We start from the raw sequence: 16,829 nt of genomic DNA, 5'->3' as shown, positions 1-16,829 counted from the left end.
GTAGTCCGATTAATTGCGGTCGAGATCGATGTCGATACCGAGCGAGCGGATTTCCTTCACCAGCACGTTGAAGGATTCCGGCATGCCTGCATCGATCACGTGATCGCCCTTGACGAGGTTCTCGTAAACCTTCGTCCGGCCGGTCACGTCGTCCGACTTCACCGTCAGCATTTCCTGCAGCACGTACGATGCGCCGTACGCTTCGAGCGCCCACACTTCCATTTCACCGAAACGCTGGCCACCGAACTGCGCCTTGCCGCCCAGCGGCTGCTGCGTGACGAGCGAGTACGGGCCCGTCGAACGCGCGTGCATCTTGTCGTCGACAAGGTGGTGCAGCTTCAGGTAGTGCATGTAGCCCAGCGTCACGCGGCGTTCGAACGGCTCGCCCGTGCGCCCGTCGTACAGGCGGACCTGGTTCTTCGACGGGTTCATGTCGAGCTGCTGCGCGATGTCGTCCGGGAACGCGAGGTCGAGCATCTTGCCCATTTCTTCCTCGGTCGCACCGTCGAACACCGGCGTCGCGAACGGCACGCCTTCGCGCAGGTTCTTCGCGAGTTCGAGGATCTCGTCGTCGGTGAAGCTTTCCAGATCTTCCGCGCGACCCGACTCGTTGTAGATCTTCGTCAGGAAGATGCGCAGCTCCTCGATCTTCGCCTGGCGCTGCAGCATTTCGCCGATACGCCAGCCGAGGCCCTTCGCGGCCCAGCCGAGGTGCACTTCGAGAACCTGACCCACGTTCATCCGCGACGGCACGCCGAGCGGGTTCAGCACGACGTCTGCCGGACGGCCGTCGGCCATGTACGGCATGTCTTCGATCGGAACGATCTTCGACACGACACCCTTGTTGCCGTGACGGCCTGCCATCTTGTCGCCCGGCTGCAGGCGGCGCTTCACCGCGAGGTACACCTTGACCATCTTCAGCACGCCCGGCGGCAGTTCGTCGCCTTGCGTGAGCTTCTTGCGCTTCTCTTCGAACGCGAGGTCGAACTGGTGACGCTTTTCTTCGATCGAGTTCTTGATCGCTTCGAGCTGCGCCGCTGCCTCGTCGTCCGCGAGGCGGATGTCGAACCAGTGGTAGTGGTCGAGGTCTTCCAGGTAAGCCTGGTCGATCTTCGTGCCCTTCGCGAGCTTCTTCGGCCCGCCGTTCGCGACCTTGCCCACGAGCATGCGTGCGAGACGCTGGAACGCGTCGCCTTCCACGATGCGCAGCTGGTCGTTCAGGTCGAGACGGTAGCGCTTCAGTTCGTCGTCGATGATCTGTTGCGCACGCTTGTCGCGCTGGATGCCTTCACGCGTGAACACCTGGACGTCGATCACGGTGCCGCTCATGCCCGACGGCACGCGCAGCGACGTGTCCTTCACGTCCGAAGCCTTCTCGCCGAAAATCGCGCGCAGCAGCTTCTCTTCCGGCGTCAGTTGGGTCTCGCCCTTCGGCGTGACCTTGCCGACCAGCACGTCGCCCGCTTCGACTTCCGCACCGATGTACACGATGCCCGATTCGTCGAGACGGCCAAGCTGGACTTCCGCCAGGTTCGAGATGTCGCGCGTGATTTCTTCCGGCCCGAGCTTCGTGTCGCGTGCAACGACGTTCAGCTCTTCGATGTGGATCGACGTGTAGCGATCGTCGGCCACGACCTTCTCCGAGATCAGGATCGAATCCTCGAAGTTGTAGCCGTTCCACGGCATGAACGCGATCAGCATGTTCTGGCCGAGCGCGAGCTCGCCCAGGTCCGTCGAGGCGCCGTCGGCCAGCACGTCGCCGCGCGAGACCTTGTCGCCCATCTTCACGATCGGACGCTGGTTGATGTTCGTGTTCTGGTTCGAACGCGTGTACTTGATCAGGTTGTAGATGTCGACACCGACTTCACCCGCGACTGCTTCGTCGTCGTTCACGCGAATCACGATACGGCCCGCGTCGACATAGTCGACGACGCCGCCGCGGAACGCCTGGACCGTCGTGCCCGAGTCGACCGCGCAGGTGCGCTCGATGCCCGTACCGACGACCGGCTTCTCCGGACGCAGACACGGCACGGCCTGACGCTGCATGTTCGAGCCCATCAGTGCACGGTTCGCGTCATCGTGCTCGAGGAACGGAATCAGCGAAGCTGCAACCGACACGATCTGCGACGGCGCGACGTCCATGTACTGGATGCGGTCCGGCGTGACCATCATCGTTTCGCCGGCTTCACGCGACGACACGAGTTCGTCGATCAGTCGGCCGTCTTCGTCGATCGCCGCGTTCGCCTGCGCGATCATGTAGCGGCCTTCCTCGATCGCCGACAGGTAGTCGATCTGGTCGGTCACCTTGCCGTCCACGACCTTGCGGTACGGCGTCTCGAGGAAACCGTACTCGTTCAGGTGCGCGTACAGAGCGAGCGAGTTGATCAGACCGATGTTCGGACCTTCCGGCGTTTCGATCGGGCACACGCGGCCATAGTGGGTCGGGTGCACGTCACGAACTTCGAAGCCTGCGCGCTCGCGCGTCAGACCGCCCGGACCCAGTGCGGAAACACGGCGCTTGTGCGTGATTTCCGACAGCGGGTTGGTCTGGTCCATGAACTGCGACAGCTGCGACGAACCGAAGAACTCGCGGATCGCCGACGAAATCGGCTTCGAGTTGATCAGGTCGTGCGGCATCAGGTTTTCGCTCTCAGCCTGGCCGAGGCGTTCCTTGACCGCGCGCTCAACACGCACGAGACCGGCGCGGAACTGGTTCTCCGCCAGTTCGCCGACGCAACGCACGCGACGGTTGCCGAGGTGGTCGATATCGTCCACTTCGCCCTTGCCGTTGCGCAGCTCGACGAGGATCTTGATCGTCGCGAGGATGTCGTCGTCCTGCAGCGTCATCGGGCCGGTGATCTCGTCACGGCCGACGCGGCGGTTGAACTTCATGCGGCCGACCTTCGACAGGTCGTACGCTTCTTCGCTGTAGAACAGGCGGTTGAACAGCGCCTCGACCGCTTCTTCGGTCGGCGGCTCGCCCGGACGCATCATGCGATAGATCGCAATGCGCGCGGCCGTCTTGTCGGTCGTTTCGTCGACACGCAGCGTCGACGAGATGTACGGGCCCTGATCCAGGTCGTTCGTGTAGAGCGTCTGGATGTCCTTGATGCCCGCTTCGCGCAGCTTCTCGAGCACGCTTTCCGTGACTTCGTCGTTCGCGTTCGCGATCACTTCGCCGGTGTCGCCGTCGACGACGTTCTTCGCCAGCACGCGGCCGAGCAGGTAGTCTTCCGGCACCGAGATGAACTTCGTCTTCGCGGCCTCGAGGTCGCGAATGTGCTTCGCGTTGATCCGCTTGTCCTTCTGGACGATGACCTTGCCGTCGCGATCCGTGATGTCGAAACGCGCGACTTCACCGCGCAGACGCTCCGGCACGAACTCGAGTTGCGCGCCTTCGTCCATCAGCGTGAAGTTGTCGAACACGAAGAAGTTCGCGAGGATCTGTTCCGGCGTGAGGCCGATCGCCTTCAGCAGGATCGTGACCGGCATCTTGCGGCGACGGTCGACGCGGAAGTACAGGATGTCCTTCGGATCGAATTCGAAGTCGAGCCACGAGCCGCGGTACGGAATGATCCGTGCCGAGAACAGCAGCTTGCCCGAGCTGTGCGTCTTGCCCTTGTCGTGTTCGAAGAACACGCCCGGCGAACGGTGCAGCTGCGAGACGATCACACGCTCGGTGCCGTTGATGACGAACGAGCCCGTCGGCGTCATGAGCGGAATTTCGCCCATGTACACTTCCTGCTCCTTCACTTCCTTGACGACCGGCTTGTTCGGCGATTCCTTGTCGAGGATGACGAGACGCACCTTCGCGCGCAGCGCGGAACAGTACGTCAGGCCCCGCTGTTGGCATTCCTTGATGTTGAACGCCGGCGAGGACAGCGCGTAGCTCACGAATTCGAGACGCGCGAAGCCATTGTGCGAAACAATGGGAAACACGGATGTGAAAGCGGCCTGCAAACCCTCGGGCTTGCGTTGCGTCGCCGGCACATCAGCTTGCAGAAACGTGCTGAATGATTCAAGCTGGGTGGCCAGCAAGAAGGGAACTTGGTGAACGATGGGGCGCTTCGCGAAACTCTTGCGAATGCGCTTCTTCTCGGTGAAGGAATATTGCATACGATCTCCGAATCACGGCGGGTGCTATCGAGGCGGAATACCTGGACGTGTCAAACCCGAGTGTTCACCGACTGAGACCCGATGGCCGTCCGACGGCTTGAACGAGCCGAGAAGCTTGGTGGTTGGCCGCTACCAACCGCTGGCTGACGGCAGCGGATGCCTGTGTTGCCCGCTACCCGACCAAACTTGCCTTCTGCAGTCGCTTCAGAAGACAAAGAGAAACGCTAATCACGACGATTAGGCGGTTATCTTTGGCTTCTGGGGGCGTTTATTCGGGCTCCCGAAAGAGTGCCAGAATAACGTCCCCACAAAGCACAAAAAGGCCGGCGGTGGAAATACCGCCAGCCTTCGCACAGCGCGTCGGAACTTACTTGACTTCGACCTTCGCGCCTGCTTCTTCCAGCTTCTTCTTGGCTTCTTCAGCAGCAGCCTTGTCCACGCCTTCCTTGACGGGCTTCGGTGCGCCGTCAACCAGGTCCTTCGCTTCCTTCAGGCCCAGGCCCGTCAGTTCGCGAACTGCCTTGATGACGGAAACCTTGTTCGCGCCTGCTTCAGCCAGGACGACCGTGAACTCGGTCTTCTCTTCAGCAGCAGCAGCAGCGCCGCCGCCTGCCGGGCCAGCGACTGCAACAGCAGCTGCCGACACGCCGAACTTCTCTTCGAATGCCTTGACCAGTTCGTTCAGTTCCAGAACGGTCATCCCTTCGACTGCTGCCAGGATGTCTTCTTTTGCGATTGCCATTTGAAATACTCCTAAATTGAATACGGATACAGCCAGCGATCAGTGACGCTGATGTGCGTTCGCGCGTAGTGATTACGCAGCTTCGGCTTGCTTCTTCTCAGCCAGCGCGGCCAGAGCGCGCGCAAAGCCGGAAACAGGCGATTGCATAACGAACAGCAGCTTCGAGAGCAGTTCTTCACGGCTCGGGATGCTTGCCAGCGCTTGCACGCCAGCCTTGTCCATCACCTTGCCATCGAACGAACCAGCCTTGATGACCAACTTGTCATTGCTCTTGCTGAAGTCGTTGACGACCTTAGCAGCAGCAATTGCATCTTCCGAGATGCCGTAGATCAGGGGGCCAGTCATCTGCTCTGCCAGCGGAGCAAACGGCGTACCTTCAACGGCGCGGCGCGCCAGCGTGTTCTTCAGAACGCGCAGGTAAACCTTCTGCTCACGCGCTTTCGCGCGCAGCGTGGTCAGATCGCCAACCGCAATTCCACGATACTCAGCCAGCACAACGGTCTGGGCCTTCGCGACTTGCGCGGCAACCTCAGCGACGACGGCTTGCTTGTCTTCTCTATTAAGCGGCACGGTTAGCCTCCAGAAACGATACGTTCAGCTTGCCGGTATGACGAACCTCACGTACCTCGTTCAACAACGGCGTCCGACTCGTTAGGAGTATTTCCACCTCACGCCGCGAATCGCTTCGCGGCCTGCGGCTTCACCACTGCAAAACTTTTTCGGGTTCGCCATCTGCGTTGGCTTGAATTAAGGGATCACCCGACTGCTGCGCTCCCACCAACGGTCTTTGATAACCGGTTGCCCGCCAACTGCACGAACAACCGCCCAAAGCCCTTTAGGGCCGCTACGCGACGCGAAGCGGCCCGAATTCTTGCTTACTGCGCGGCCAGCGTAGCCTGGTCGACACGCACGCCGACGCCCATCGTGCTCGACAGTGCGATCTTGCGCAGGTACACGCCCTTGCTCGTTGCCGGCTTCGCCTTCTGCAGCGCTTCGATCAGCGCCGACAGGTTGGAGCGCAGCGCGGCCGACTCGAACGATGCACGGCCGATCGTTGCGTGGATGATACCGGCCTTGTCGACGCGGAACTGGACCTGGCCAGCCTTCGCGTTCTTGACGGCGGTCGCGACGTCCGGCGTCACGGTGCCGACCTTCGGGTTCGGCATCAGGCCGCGCGGGCCGAGGATCTGGCCCAGCGTACCGACGATACGCATCGTGTCCGGCGAAGCGATCACGATGTCGAAGTCCATCTGGCCAGCCTTGATCTGCTCAGCCAAGTCTTCCATACCGACGATTTCCGCGCCTGCTGCACGTGCCTGCTCGGCCTTCTCGCCTTGCGCGAACACGGCAACGCGAACCGACTTGCCCGTACCTGCCGGCAAAACGACCGAACCACGAACGACCTGGTCCGACTTCTTCGCATCGATGCCGAGCTGGACTGCGACGTCGATCGATTCGTTGAACTTCGCGCTCGCGCATTCCTTCACGAGTGCGAGTGCGTCTTCGATCGCATACAGCTTCTGACGGTCGACCTTGGCGGCAAATGCCTGACGGCGCTTGGAGATCTTAGCCATTTACACACCCTCCACGGTGATGCCCATCGAGCGTGCGCTACCAGCGATGGTGCGAACGGCTGCGTCCAGATCAGCTGCCGTGAGATCCGGCATCTTGGTCTTCGCGATTTCTTCGGCTTGAGCGCGCGTGATCGAACCGACCTTGTCGGTGTGCGGCTTGCTCGAGCCCTTGTCCACCTTCGCCGCCTTCTTGATCAGGACGGTCGCCGGCGGCGTCTTCATCACGAACGTGAAGCTCTTGTCAGCGTATGCCGTGATGACCACCGGCACCGGCAGACCCGGCTCCATGCCTTGAGTCTGCGCGTTGAACGCCTTGCAGAACTCCATGATGTTCAGGCCGCGCTGGCCCAGTGCCGGACCGACCGGCGGCGACGGGTTGGCTTTACCTGCAGGGATCTGCAGCTTGATAAAGCCGACAATCTTCTTTGCCATTTGAAAACCTCGTTGGAACGCCAAGCGGCGTTCGGTGAGTGATAACGCGCGTTCGCCGTTCGGCTACTGACGCTCCTCAACAGCCATGACGCGGGCCGTAAGCGCGAAGGTGGGCAGCCGAGGCTGCCCACCGAATCGGGATCAAACTTTTTCGACCTGGCCGAACTCGAGCTCGACCGGAGTAGCGCGACCGAAGATGGTGACCGACACACGCACACGCGACTTTTCGTAGTTCACTTCTTCGACGGTGCCATTGAAATCCGTGAACGGGCCTTCCTTGACCCGAACCATCTCGCCGACCTCGAACAGGGTCTTCGGGCGCGGCTTCTCCACGCCTTCCTGCATCTGCGACATGATCTTCTCGACTTCCTTGGGGGAAATCGGCGTCGGGCGGTTACGCGCACCGCCGACGAAACCGGTGACCTTCGCGGTATTTTTCACGAGGTGCCACGTTTCGTCCGTCATTTCCATTTCCACCAGCACGTAGCCGGGAAAGAAACGACGCTCCGTCACTGCCTTGTGGCCGCCCTTGACTTCGACCACTTCTTCGGTCGGAACCAGGATCTGACCGAATTTGTCCTGCATGCCGGCACGTTCAATGCGCTCCTGAAGCGCGCGTTGCACGCTCTTCTCCATGCCGGAGTAGGCGTGCACAACGTACCAACGCTTTCCGCTCGGGGATGCCGGAGTATCGCTCATATCATTTCCAACCCAGAATCGCCGAGAAAATCACCCACTCGATGGACTTGTCGCTCAACCAGAGGAAAATCGCCATCACGAGCACGAAACCGAACACGACAAGCGTGGTTTGCGTTGCTTCCTTGCGGGTGGGCCAAACGACCTTCCGGACTTCCTTGTACGAATCCTTGGCAAATGCGATCAGGCCCTTGCCAGGCGCCGACATCAGTCCGACGGCCACGCCGGCGATCAACCCCACCGCCAATGCGACACCGCGGATGTACCACTCCTGACCGCCCAGCCAGAAGAAGCCCACGAATCCGGCCAAGACCAACAATACGCCCAGGGCCAGCATCAGCTTATCGCCGGAGGTATTTACAGTTTCGACGGATGGATTCGCCATAACACCTTAAAACAAATGCCACGTAGGACACGTGGCGATTTTTTGGCAGGGGCAGAGGGAATCGAACCCCCAACCTTCGGTTTTGGAGACCGACGCTCTGCCAGTTGAGCTATACCCCTAGACCATGTTGGGACTGGCCAATGCCAGCCCCAAAACTGTCGATCAACGAATAACTGGCTTACTCGATGATCTTGGCGACGACGCCTGCGCCGACGGTACGGCCGCCTTCGCGGATTGCGAAGCGCAGACCTTCTTCCATCGCGATCGGCGCAATCAGCTTCACCGTGATCGACACGTTGTCGCCCGGCATCACCATTTCCTTGTCCTTCGGCAGCTCGATCGAGCCCGTCACGTCCGTCGTACGGAAGTAGAACTGCGGACGGTAGTTGTTGAAGAACGGCGTGTGACGGCCACCTTCGTCCTTGCTCAGCACGTACACTTCAGCCGTGAAGTGCGTGTGCGGCGTGATCGAACCCGGCTTCGCCAGAACCTGGCCGCGCTCCACGTCTTCACGCTTCGTGCCGCGCAGCAGGATACCGACGTTGTCGCCTGCCTGACCCTGGTCCAGCAGCTTGCGGAACATTTCAACGCCCGTGCAGGTCGTCTTCACCGTCGGCTTGATACCGACGATTTCGATTTCCTCGCCGACCTTGATGATGCCGCGCTCGACACGACCCGTCACCACCGTACCGCGGCCCGAGATCGAGAACACGTCTTCCACCGGCATCAGGAACGCGCCGTCAACTGCACGCTCCGGCGTCGGGATGTACGTGTCCAGCGCGTCGGCCAGGTTCATGATCGCCACTTCACCCAGCTCGCCCGTGTCGCCTTCCAGCGCCAGCTTCGCCGAACCCTTCACGATCGGCGTGTCGTCGCCCGGGAAGTCGTACTTCGACAGCAGTTCGCGAACTTCCATCTCGACCAGCTCGAGCAGTTCAGCGTCGTCCACCATGTCGCACTTGTTCAGGAACACGATGATGTACGGAACGCCAACCTGACGCGCCAGCAGGATGTGCTCACGCGTTTGCGGCATCGGGCCGTCTGCTGCCGAGCAAACCAGGATTGCGCCGTCCATCTGCGCCGCGCCCGTGATCATGTTCTTCACGTAGTCAGCGTGGCCCGGGCAGTCGACGTGTGCGTAGTGGCGGTTCGCCGTTTCGTACTCGACGTGCGCGGTGTTGATCGTGATACCACGTGCCTTTTCTTCCGGCGCCGCGTCGATCTGGTCGTATGCCTTCGCTTCGCCGCCGAACTTCTTCGTCAGCACGGTCGTGATCGCCGCCGTCAGCGTCGTCTTGCCGTGGTCAACGTGACCAATCGTACCAACGTTCACGTGCGGCTTGGTCCGCTCGAATTTTTCCTTGGCCATTTTCAACTCCCGAAAGGAATTTCACATGTTGCGCCGCGCGCAAACAGACACTGACTATAACTGCTGGTGCCCATGGGCAGGATCGAACTGCCGACCTCTCCCTTACCAAGGGAGTGCTCTACCACTGAGCCACATGGGCGATTTCATGCTTCAACTGCACAGACTGGAGCGGGTGAAGGGAATCGAACCCTCGTCGTAAGCTTGGAAGGCTTCTGCTCTACCATTGAGCTACACCCGCGCGGGCCACTAACGATTCCCTACCGCTCTCTGCGTTGATGTCTTGGTGGAGGAGGTTGGATTCGAACCAACGTAGGCGTAAGCCAACAGATTTACAGTCTGCCCCCTTTAGCCACTCGGGCACCCCTCCGTAGAGAACTGGCGATTATGGGGGTGCATCGAACCTTTGTCAAGCGCACTGCGAAGATTATTTTCATTCTCTTCACCAGCACCTGACTGATACGCCCCAAGCCCCTCATCGACGCCCCACCGAGCAATTACGCCCTCGCGAACACCGTAAGTCACACCTGGCGCGCCAATGCACGCATCTTCGTCAGACTCCGACCGTTCCGTCACGAACCTGAGTTCACGCCGAAAAATCGGAAGACCGCCATCATACGACCTTCGCACGATAAAGCCAAGCGGGTAAACACAAAAAACCGCAAATTTCGTGCCGAACTTGATCTGCCGGTCTTTTGCGCACCCGAGACGCCTTTGCGATCGAAGCGCCCCGCTCGCATCCGCAACCGGGATGCACGCGCAGATCCAGCACGTTTTCTCAGTCCAGCGTCGCCAATCTCCTCGCGTAGCGGCAACAGCAGTCCGCCGTGTCGTCCGAATGCATGGACGCGCATGCCTATGCGCGGCTATTCGTTCGCTCCCGATGCTCGAGTGTTGCGACTCAGCATCGACTGGCGCCCCTCGTTGCGCCACGTTAGTCTGTGTAGGGTCCGGATCCAAATGCGCAGTCTGCGACGCCAAGGGAGCGCCAGGCGCTCGACTCGAACCCGACACCAGGAGCTTCCATGCGCCTCTCATGCGCGCTGCTGTTCGCCGCCTCACTCGTCACGGACATCGCGCATGCCGCTCCGGACGAAAGCCTCTACCGCGGCATGATCGGCAAGTCGCCTATCGTTCTACGCTTCTACCAGAACGACAAGCAGGCGATCGGCCGTTACTTCTATCGCGCGCAAGGCATCGACATCGGGCTGGTCCCGACCGTCAACGCGGGGGAATTCATCGAGTGTCCCCTTTCCGACGGCGGCGACGAACCAATCGCCTGCGCCGAACCGACCGGCATTTGGTCCCTCTCGTTCGCATCCGGATCTGCATCCGGGACGTGGCGGAAAAACGCTGGGGCGGTCGCCACCCTGCCGATCCGACTGGAGCGCACGAGCGCCACCTGCGACGCGAACTTTCACGGATCGTCGGCAACCGAACGCGGTTACGATTGCTTGCGGGTGGAAGGGCCGACGGAGATTTCCGCACGCAAGGGAACGTCAGCCGATCACGCCGTCACCTGGCGATTCATCACCGAAAAGCGGAGTGGCGCATCCGCTCCGCAGCTGACGAGCGGACCGTCAGCGGACGCAGTGCGAACCATCAACGCCGACCTCGATCGGGTGTTTCGGGAAACGGTCGGCCTGACACTCATGGCCCGGCCGAAAGGCGACTCGAGCTGCACACCGACGGTGGCATTCGCCAATACCCGCTTGTTCACGGTCGACGCGACATGCTACTGGGATTGGCCAGGCGCAGCTCACCCGTCAAGCGGCTGGAATACCACGACCTACGATCTCGCCACCGGCAAGCCCCTTGACTGGACTCGCACGGTTCGCTTTCCGGCTGCCGGAGCCGAAACCTTCGACTTCACGAAAGGGAACGATGTAGTGTCGCTCGCGCTAAGACGTGCTGCGGACGAGCGCAACGACAAGGAATGCATTGACCAAGCATTCCGAAGCTTTGAATGTGACGACTCGCGATGTCGCAACCAGGGCGCGAAGAAGATGGCGGATTGGAAGTGGTCACTCCTGCTTTCGCCCAGGAAGGAAGGACTCTTTGCCGCGTTCAATGCGTATTCGGAGGCCGAGAGAAACTGTCGGGGCGAAGGCGTGCTCTTGCCTTGGCGCGGCGTTCGCGCGCTTTTGCTCGCACCTCGCACACTGCCATGAGTGCCGGCCTTGCGGTTGACCGGTTGCCGGAAGTGACACATGTGCAATGGTGGACCAGGGCCATGCGTAGCGCCGATCTGCATCGGCAATCTAGTGTTCCGTCCCAGAAATAACTTTGCATAGCCGAGCCACTTTCTGAAGGATGGAATCGGCGGTTGCCGTCCAGACGAACGGACGTTTGTGCTGGTTGTACTGCTCAACATAGCGCTCGATGCTGGCAATCAGCTGGCGCACATTTTTGAACGAGCCGCGCCGGATGGCCTGCTGCGTGATCAGGCCAAACCAGCGCTCCACCTGATTGAGCCAGCTCGAATACGTCGGCGTGAAGTGCATGTGATAACGCGGGTGCTTCGCCAGCCATGTCCTGACCTTCGGGTGCTTGTGCGTTGCGTAGTTATCGACGATCAGATGCACGTCAAGATCTTCCGGAACCGCTTGATCAATGTGATTCAAAAACGCCAGAAACTCCTGATGTCGATGACGCGGCTTGCATTGCGTGATGACTTCGCCCGTCGCCGCATTGAGCGCTGCAAACAAGGTGGTCGTGCCATGCCGTATATAGTCGTGCGTAACACCTTCAAGATAGCCCAGCCCCATCGGCAACACCGGCTGCGTACGCTCGAGCGCCTGACACTGGCTCTTCTCGTCGACACACAGCACCAAGGCGTTGGTCGGCGGGCTCAGATACAGCCCGACAATATTGCGCACCTTTTCGACGAAGTACGGATCAGTCGAAAGCTTGAAGCTCTTCGAGCGATGAGGCTGGACACCGAACAGCGACAGATACCGGGCCACCGAACTCTTCGAAATACCCGTTTGCGCAGCAGCAGAACGCACACTCCAGTGCGTTGCCCCGTCGGGCTTCTCATGCAGTACCTTCGCCAGCAACTCCGCCACGGCTTCATTGTCATGCGCGCGCGGTCGCCCCGGGCGTGCTTCGTCATGCAGACCGGCGAGCCCATGCGCGACAAACCGCTTCTTCCAGTGCGTGATCGCAGGAGACGTTACTTCACATTGCGCTGCGATTTCCTGGTTCGTACGACCGTCAGCCGCCATCAGGACAATCTTTGCCCGGCGCACCAGCGAATGAGGCAGCGAACGCGAGCGGCTCATCGACAGCAATTGCTCCCGCTCCAGTTCCGAGATCACCACCTCGATTCTCTTGCGCGCCATGATCACCTCCACTCAATTTCGCTTGATCATAGAGCAACACAATTCCATGTAAAGTTATTTCTGGGACGGAACACTAGGGCGCCTGAGCAGAGTGATGGGTGACGTTTTCGCGCGCCGGCGGGCCGGATGCATTTCCGCCGCTGGAAATGCAAAAACCCCCGCCGGTTGGGCGGGGGTTTCTGGCTTGAGGGAGCCTGACGATTACCTACTTTCACACGGGAATCCGCACTATCATCGGCGTAGAGTCGTTTCACGGTCCTGTTCGGGATGGGAAGGGGTGGGACCGACTCGCTATGGTCATCAGGCAAAGAGGGTTGTTCTGCTGGCTTGGCCAGCAGAACCAATCTGGGAAGAAGCAGTAATCCTGGGGTTGTGCGTATCGCACACATCGCGGTCATTCAACCGCTCTAAAACAGCCTTGTTATAGGATCAAGCCTTACGGGCAATTAGTATCGGTTAGCTGAACGCATTACTGCGCTTACACACCCGACCTATCAACGTCCTGGTCTCGAACGACCCTTCAAGGAGGTCAAGCCTCCAGGGATATCTCATCTTAAGGCGAGTTTCCCGCTTAGATGCTTTCAGCGGTTATCTCTTCCGAACATAGCTACCCGGCGATGCGACTGGCGTCACAACCGGTACACCAGAGGTTCGTCCACTCCGGTCCTCTCGTACTAGGAGCAGCCCCCTTCAAATATCCAACGCCCACGGCAGATAGGGACCAAACTGTCTCACGACGTTTTAAACCCAGCTCACGTACCTCTTTAAATGGCGAACAGCCATACCCTTGGGACCGGCTACAGCCCCAGGATGAGATGAGCCGACATCGAGGTGCCAAACACCGCCGTCGATATGAACTCTTGGGCGGTATCAGCCTGTTATCCCCAGAGTACCTTTTATCCGTTGAGCGATGGCCCTTCCATACAGAACCACCGGATCACTATGACCTGCTTTCGCACCTGCTCGACTTGTCGGTCTCGCAGTTAAGCACGCTTATGCCATTGCACTATCAGCACGATTTCCGACCGTACCTAGCGTACCTTCGTACTCCTCCGTTACGCTTTGGGAGGAGACCGCCCCAGTCAAACTGCCTACCATGCACTGTCCCCGACCCGGATCACGGGCCAAGGTTAGAACCTCAAACAAACCAGGGTGGTATTTCAAGGACGGCTCCACCGAAACTGGCGTTCCGGTTTCATAGCCTCCCACCTATCCTACACAGATCGGTTCAAAGTCCAATGCAAAGCTACAGTAAAGGTTCATGGGGTCTTTCCGTCTAGCCGCGGGTAGATTGCATCATCACAAACACTTCAACTTCGCTGAGTCTCGGGAGGAGACAGTGTGGCCATCGTTACGCCATTCGTGCAGGTCGGAACTTACCCGACAAGGAATTTCGCTACCTTAGGACCGTTATAGTTACGGCCGCCGTTTACCGGGACTTCAATCAAGAGCTTGCACCCCATCATTTAATCTTCCGGCACCGGGCAGGCGTCACACCCTATACGTCCACTTTCGTGTTTGCAGAGTGCTGTGTTTTTATTAAACAGTCGCAGCCACCAGTTTATTGCAACCCCTTCACCCTCCTGGCGCAGGCCAGTCAAGCTACAAGGGCGTACCTTATCCCGAAGTTACGGTACCAATTTGCCGAGTTCCTTCTCCCGAGTTCTCTCAAGCGCCTTAGAATACTCATCTCGCCCACCTGTGTCGGTTTGCGGTACGGTCATCGTTAGACTGAAGCTTAGAGGCTTTTCTTGGAACCACTTCCAATTGCTTCGCTCCCGAGGGAGCTCGCGCCACACCCTTGAATCCTGCGCCCGGATTTGCCTAAGCGCCTTCTCCAATGCAGCGACCGGGACTTCCAACACCCGGACAACCTTCCGCGATCCGTCCCCCCATCGCATCTAACGACGGTGCAGGAATATTGACCTGCTTCCCATCAGCTACGCATTTCTGCCTCGCCTTAGGGGCCGACTCACCCTACGCCGATGAACGTTGCGTAGGAAACCTTGGGCTTACGGCGAGGGGGCCTTTCACCCCCTTTATCGCTACTCATGTCAGCATTCGCACTTCCGATACCTCCAGCACCCTTTACAAGGCACCTTCGCAGGCTTACGGAACGCTCTCCTACCATGCGAGACTAGCTCGCATCCGCAGCTTCGGTATATGGCTTAGCCCCGTTACATCTTCCGCGCAGGACGACTCGATCAGTGAGCTATTACGCTTTCTTTAAAGGGTGGCTGCTTCTAAGCCAACCTCCTGACTGTTTTAGCCTTCCCACTTCGTTTCCCACTTAGCCATATTTGGGGACCTTAGCTGGCGGTCTGGGTTGTTTCCCTCTTGACACCGGACGTTAGCACCCGATGTCTGTCTCCCGTGATTGCACTCTTCGGTATTCGGAGTTTGCTATGGCGGGGTAATCTGCAATAGACCCCCCAACCATGACAGTGCTCTACCCCCGAAGGTGAGACACGAGGCACTACCTAAATAGTTTTCGGAGAGAACCAGCTATTTCCAGGTTTGTTTAGCCTTTCACCCCTATCCACAGCTCATCCCCTAACTTTTCAACGTTAGTGGGTTCGGACCTCCAGTACGTGTTACCGCACCTTCATCCTGGCCATGGATAGATCACCTGGTTTCGGGTCTACGCCCAGCAACTGAACGCCCTATTCGGACTCGCTTTCGCTACGCCTGCCCTATACGGTTAAGCTTGCTACTGAACGTAAGTCGCTGACCCATTATACAAAAGGTACGCCGTCACCCCTTACGAGGCTCCGACTGTTTGTATGCATGCGGTTTCAGGATCTATTTCACTCCCCTCCCGGGGTTCTTTTCGCCTTTCCCTCACGGTACTGGTTCACTATCGGTCGATCACGAGTATTTAGCCTTGGAGGATGGTCCCCCCATCTTCAGACAGGATTTCACGTGTCCCGCCCTACTTGTCGCACACCTAGTTCTTTCATACTGTTTTCGCCTACAGGGCTATCACCTGCTATGGCCGCACTTTCCAGAGCGTTCGGCTAACAATACAAATAAAGAGTGCAAGGCTCATCCCATTTCGCTCGCCACTACTTTGGGAATCTCGGTTGATTTCTTTTCCTGCGGTTACTTAGATGTTTCAGTTCACCGCGTTCGCTTCACATGGCCTATGTATTCAGCCATGGATACTCCATAAGGAGTGGGTTTCCCCATTCGGACATCTACGGATCAAAGCTCGTTTGCCAGCTCCCCGTAGCTTTTCGCAGGCTACCGCGTCCTTCATCGCCTGTGATCGCCAAGGCATCCACCACATGCACTTGTTCGCTTGACCCTATAACGAGTCTGTCTCGTTACAGGTTGAGTTCTCGCGTTGTGCCGTATTCCAAATTGAGCCGAACATGAAGTTCGAATCATCTTGAGATACATCGATACAATCACAACCCGGATAGTTTCCACGTCCATCTCAAAGACGCTTCCGCTATCCAAATTACTTGCTTCTTCCAGATTGTTAAAGAACGACAGCCGATATGGTATTACTCATATCACTCTGACTGGCTCAATCGCCAATGGCAAAAGCTCGATCAAGTCGAACGCTTGTCATTGAAGATTGGTGGAGGCAGACGGGATCGAACCGACGACCCCCTGCTTGCAAAGCAGGTGCTCTCCCAGCTGAGCTATGCCCCCCATGTGTACAGAGACTTCTCAGGTTTCCACGTCAGACAATGGTGGGTCTGGTTGGATTCGAACCAACGACCCCCGCCTTATCAAGACGGTGCTCTAACCGACTGAGCTACAGACCCCTGAGTCTGTCCTGATTTACAGCCGATAAGCGTGAGCGCTCAACTTGTGCGAGATAGCTCTGGAAAGGAGGTGATCCAGCCGCACCTTCCGATACGGCTACCTTGTTACGACTTCACCCCAGTCATGAATCCTACCGTGGTGACCGTCCTCCTTGCGGTTAGACTAGCCACTTCTGGTAAAACCCACTCCCATGGTGTGACGGGCGGTGTGTACAAGACCCCGGGAACGTATTCACCGCGGCATGCTGATCCGCGATTACTAGCGATTCCAGCTTCATGCACTCGAGTTGCAGAGTGCAATCCGGACTACGATCGGTTTTCTGGGATTGGCTCCCCCTCGCGGGTTGGCGACCCTCTGTTCCGACCATTGTATGACGTGTGAAGCCCTACCCATAAGG

General features: G+C 58.8%; 10 protein-coding genes, 6 tRNA genes and 3 rRNA genes. 1 reads left to right on the top strand and 18 read right to left on the bottom strand.

Features of this window, described 5'->3' with window-relative positions; genetic code table 11:
* Positions 1-9: 9 nt before the first annotated feature.
* The 12 genes from rpoB to KY49_RS00040 form a co-directional block, all read right to left on the bottom strand.
* Complete coding sequence (rpoB, locus tag KY49_RS00095) at positions 10-4,116, bottom strand: DNA-directed RNA polymerase subunit beta (protein ID WP_042582904.1); 4,107 nt, start codon at positions 4,114-4,116, stop codon at positions 10-12.
* Between the two features lie 367 nt (positions 4,117-4,483).
* Positions 4,484-4,858, bottom strand: coding sequence for a 50S ribosomal protein L7/L12 (gene rplL / locus KY49_RS00090; RefSeq protein ID WP_006477198.1), 375 nt, complete (start codon positions 4,856-4,858; stop codon positions 4,484-4,486).
* 72 nt (positions 4,859-4,930) lie between these two features.
* Positions 4,931-5,428, bottom strand: a complete 498-nt coding sequence (gene rplJ, locus KY49_RS00085) for a 50S ribosomal protein L10 (RefSeq protein WP_010092952.1) — start codon at positions 5,426-5,428, stop codon at positions 4,931-4,933.
* Positions 5,429-5,733: 305 nt separating this feature from the next.
* The gene (gene rplA / locus KY49_RS00080) at positions 5,734-6,432 is read right to left on the bottom strand and encodes a 50S ribosomal protein L1 (protein ID WP_042582903.1); all 699 of its coding nucleotides are present in this window, start codon (positions 6,430-6,432) and stop codon (positions 5,734-5,736) included.
* Positions 6,433-6,864 carry a 50S ribosomal protein L11 gene (rplK, locus tag KY49_RS00075; protein ID WP_006400671.1) on the bottom strand — a complete coding sequence of 144 codons (432 nt, stop codon included), beginning with the start codon at positions 6,862-6,864 and terminating at the stop codon, positions 6,433-6,435.
* A gap of 141 nt (positions 6,865-7,005) precedes the next feature.
* Positions 7,006-7,563: a transcription termination/antitermination protein NusG gene (gene nusG, locus KY49_RS00070; protein WP_006765424.1), complete on the bottom strand. Its 558-nt coding sequence runs from the start codon at positions 7,561-7,563 to the stop codon at positions 7,006-7,008.
* A gap of 1 nt (position 7,564) precedes the next feature.
* Positions 7,565-7,945 (bottom strand): preprotein translocase subunit SecE, encoded by a 381-nt coding sequence (gene secE / locus KY49_RS00065; RefSeq protein WP_042582902.1) that lies wholly within the window; start codon positions 7,943-7,945, stop codon positions 7,565-7,567.
* Positions 7,946-7,988: 43 nt separating this feature from the next.
* A tRNA-Trp gene (locus KY49_RS00060) sits at positions 7,989-8,064 on the bottom strand.
* A gap of 59 nt (positions 8,065-8,123) precedes the next feature.
* Positions 8,124-9,314 (bottom strand): elongation factor Tu, encoded by a 1,191-nt coding sequence (tuf, locus tag KY49_RS00055; RefSeq protein WP_034209732.1) that lies wholly within the window; start codon positions 9,312-9,314, stop codon positions 8,124-8,126.
* A 64-nt stretch (positions 9,315-9,378) separates the two neighbouring features.
* Positions 9,379-9,453, bottom strand: a tRNA-Thr gene (locus tag KY49_RS00050).
* Positions 9,454-9,478: 25 nt separating this feature from the next.
* Positions 9,479-9,552, bottom strand: a tRNA-Gly gene (locus tag KY49_RS00045).
* A 43-nt stretch (positions 9,553-9,595) separates the two neighbouring features.
* Positions 9,596-9,681 (bottom strand) — tRNA-Tyr (locus KY49_RS00040).
* 655 nt (positions 9,682-10,336) lie between these two features.
* Here KY49_RS00040 and KY49_RS00035 point away from each other — a divergent pair.
* Positions 10,337-11,482, top strand: a complete 1,146-nt coding sequence (locus tag KY49_RS00035) for a hypothetical protein (RefSeq protein ID WP_042582901.1) — start codon at positions 10,337-10,339, stop codon at positions 11,480-11,482.
* 90 nt (positions 11,483-11,572) lie between these two features.
* Here the strand turns inward: KY49_RS00035 and KY49_RS00030 are convergent, their stop codons facing one another.
* From KY49_RS00030 to KY49_RS00005, 6 genes are all read right to left on the bottom strand, one after another.
* The gene (locus KY49_RS00030) at positions 11,573-12,655 is read right to left on the bottom strand and encodes an IS630 family transposase (RefSeq protein ID WP_042584481.1); all 1,083 of its coding nucleotides are present in this window, start codon (positions 12,653-12,655) and stop codon (positions 11,573-11,575) included.
* A gap of 192 nt (positions 12,656-12,847) precedes the next feature.
* Positions 12,848-12,960: ribosomal RNA gene (gene rrf, locus KY49_RS00025) — 5S ribosomal RNA — on the bottom strand.
* A 120-nt stretch (positions 12,961-13,080) separates the two neighbouring features.
* A 23S ribosomal RNA gene (locus tag KY49_RS00020) occupies positions 13,081-15,962 on the bottom strand.
* Positions 15,963-16,239: 277 nt separating this feature from the next.
* Positions 16,240-16,315 (bottom strand) — tRNA-Ala (locus tag KY49_RS00015).
* A 39-nt stretch (positions 16,316-16,354) separates the two neighbouring features.
* Positions 16,355-16,431, bottom strand: a tRNA-Ile gene (locus KY49_RS00010).
* Positions 16,432-16,494: 63 nt separating this feature from the next.
* Positions 16,495-16,829: ribosomal RNA gene (locus tag KY49_RS00005) — 16S ribosomal RNA — on the bottom strand; the annotation flags it as partial.

The organism is Burkholderia sp. MSHR3999 (genome assembly GCF_000833595.1).
Lineage (GTDB): Bacteria > Pseudomonadota > Gammaproteobacteria > Burkholderiales > Burkholderiaceae > Burkholderia > Burkholderia ubonensis.
Note: the sequence above shows the minus strand (reverse complement) of the source record. Positions and strands in the feature narration are given on the sequence as shown.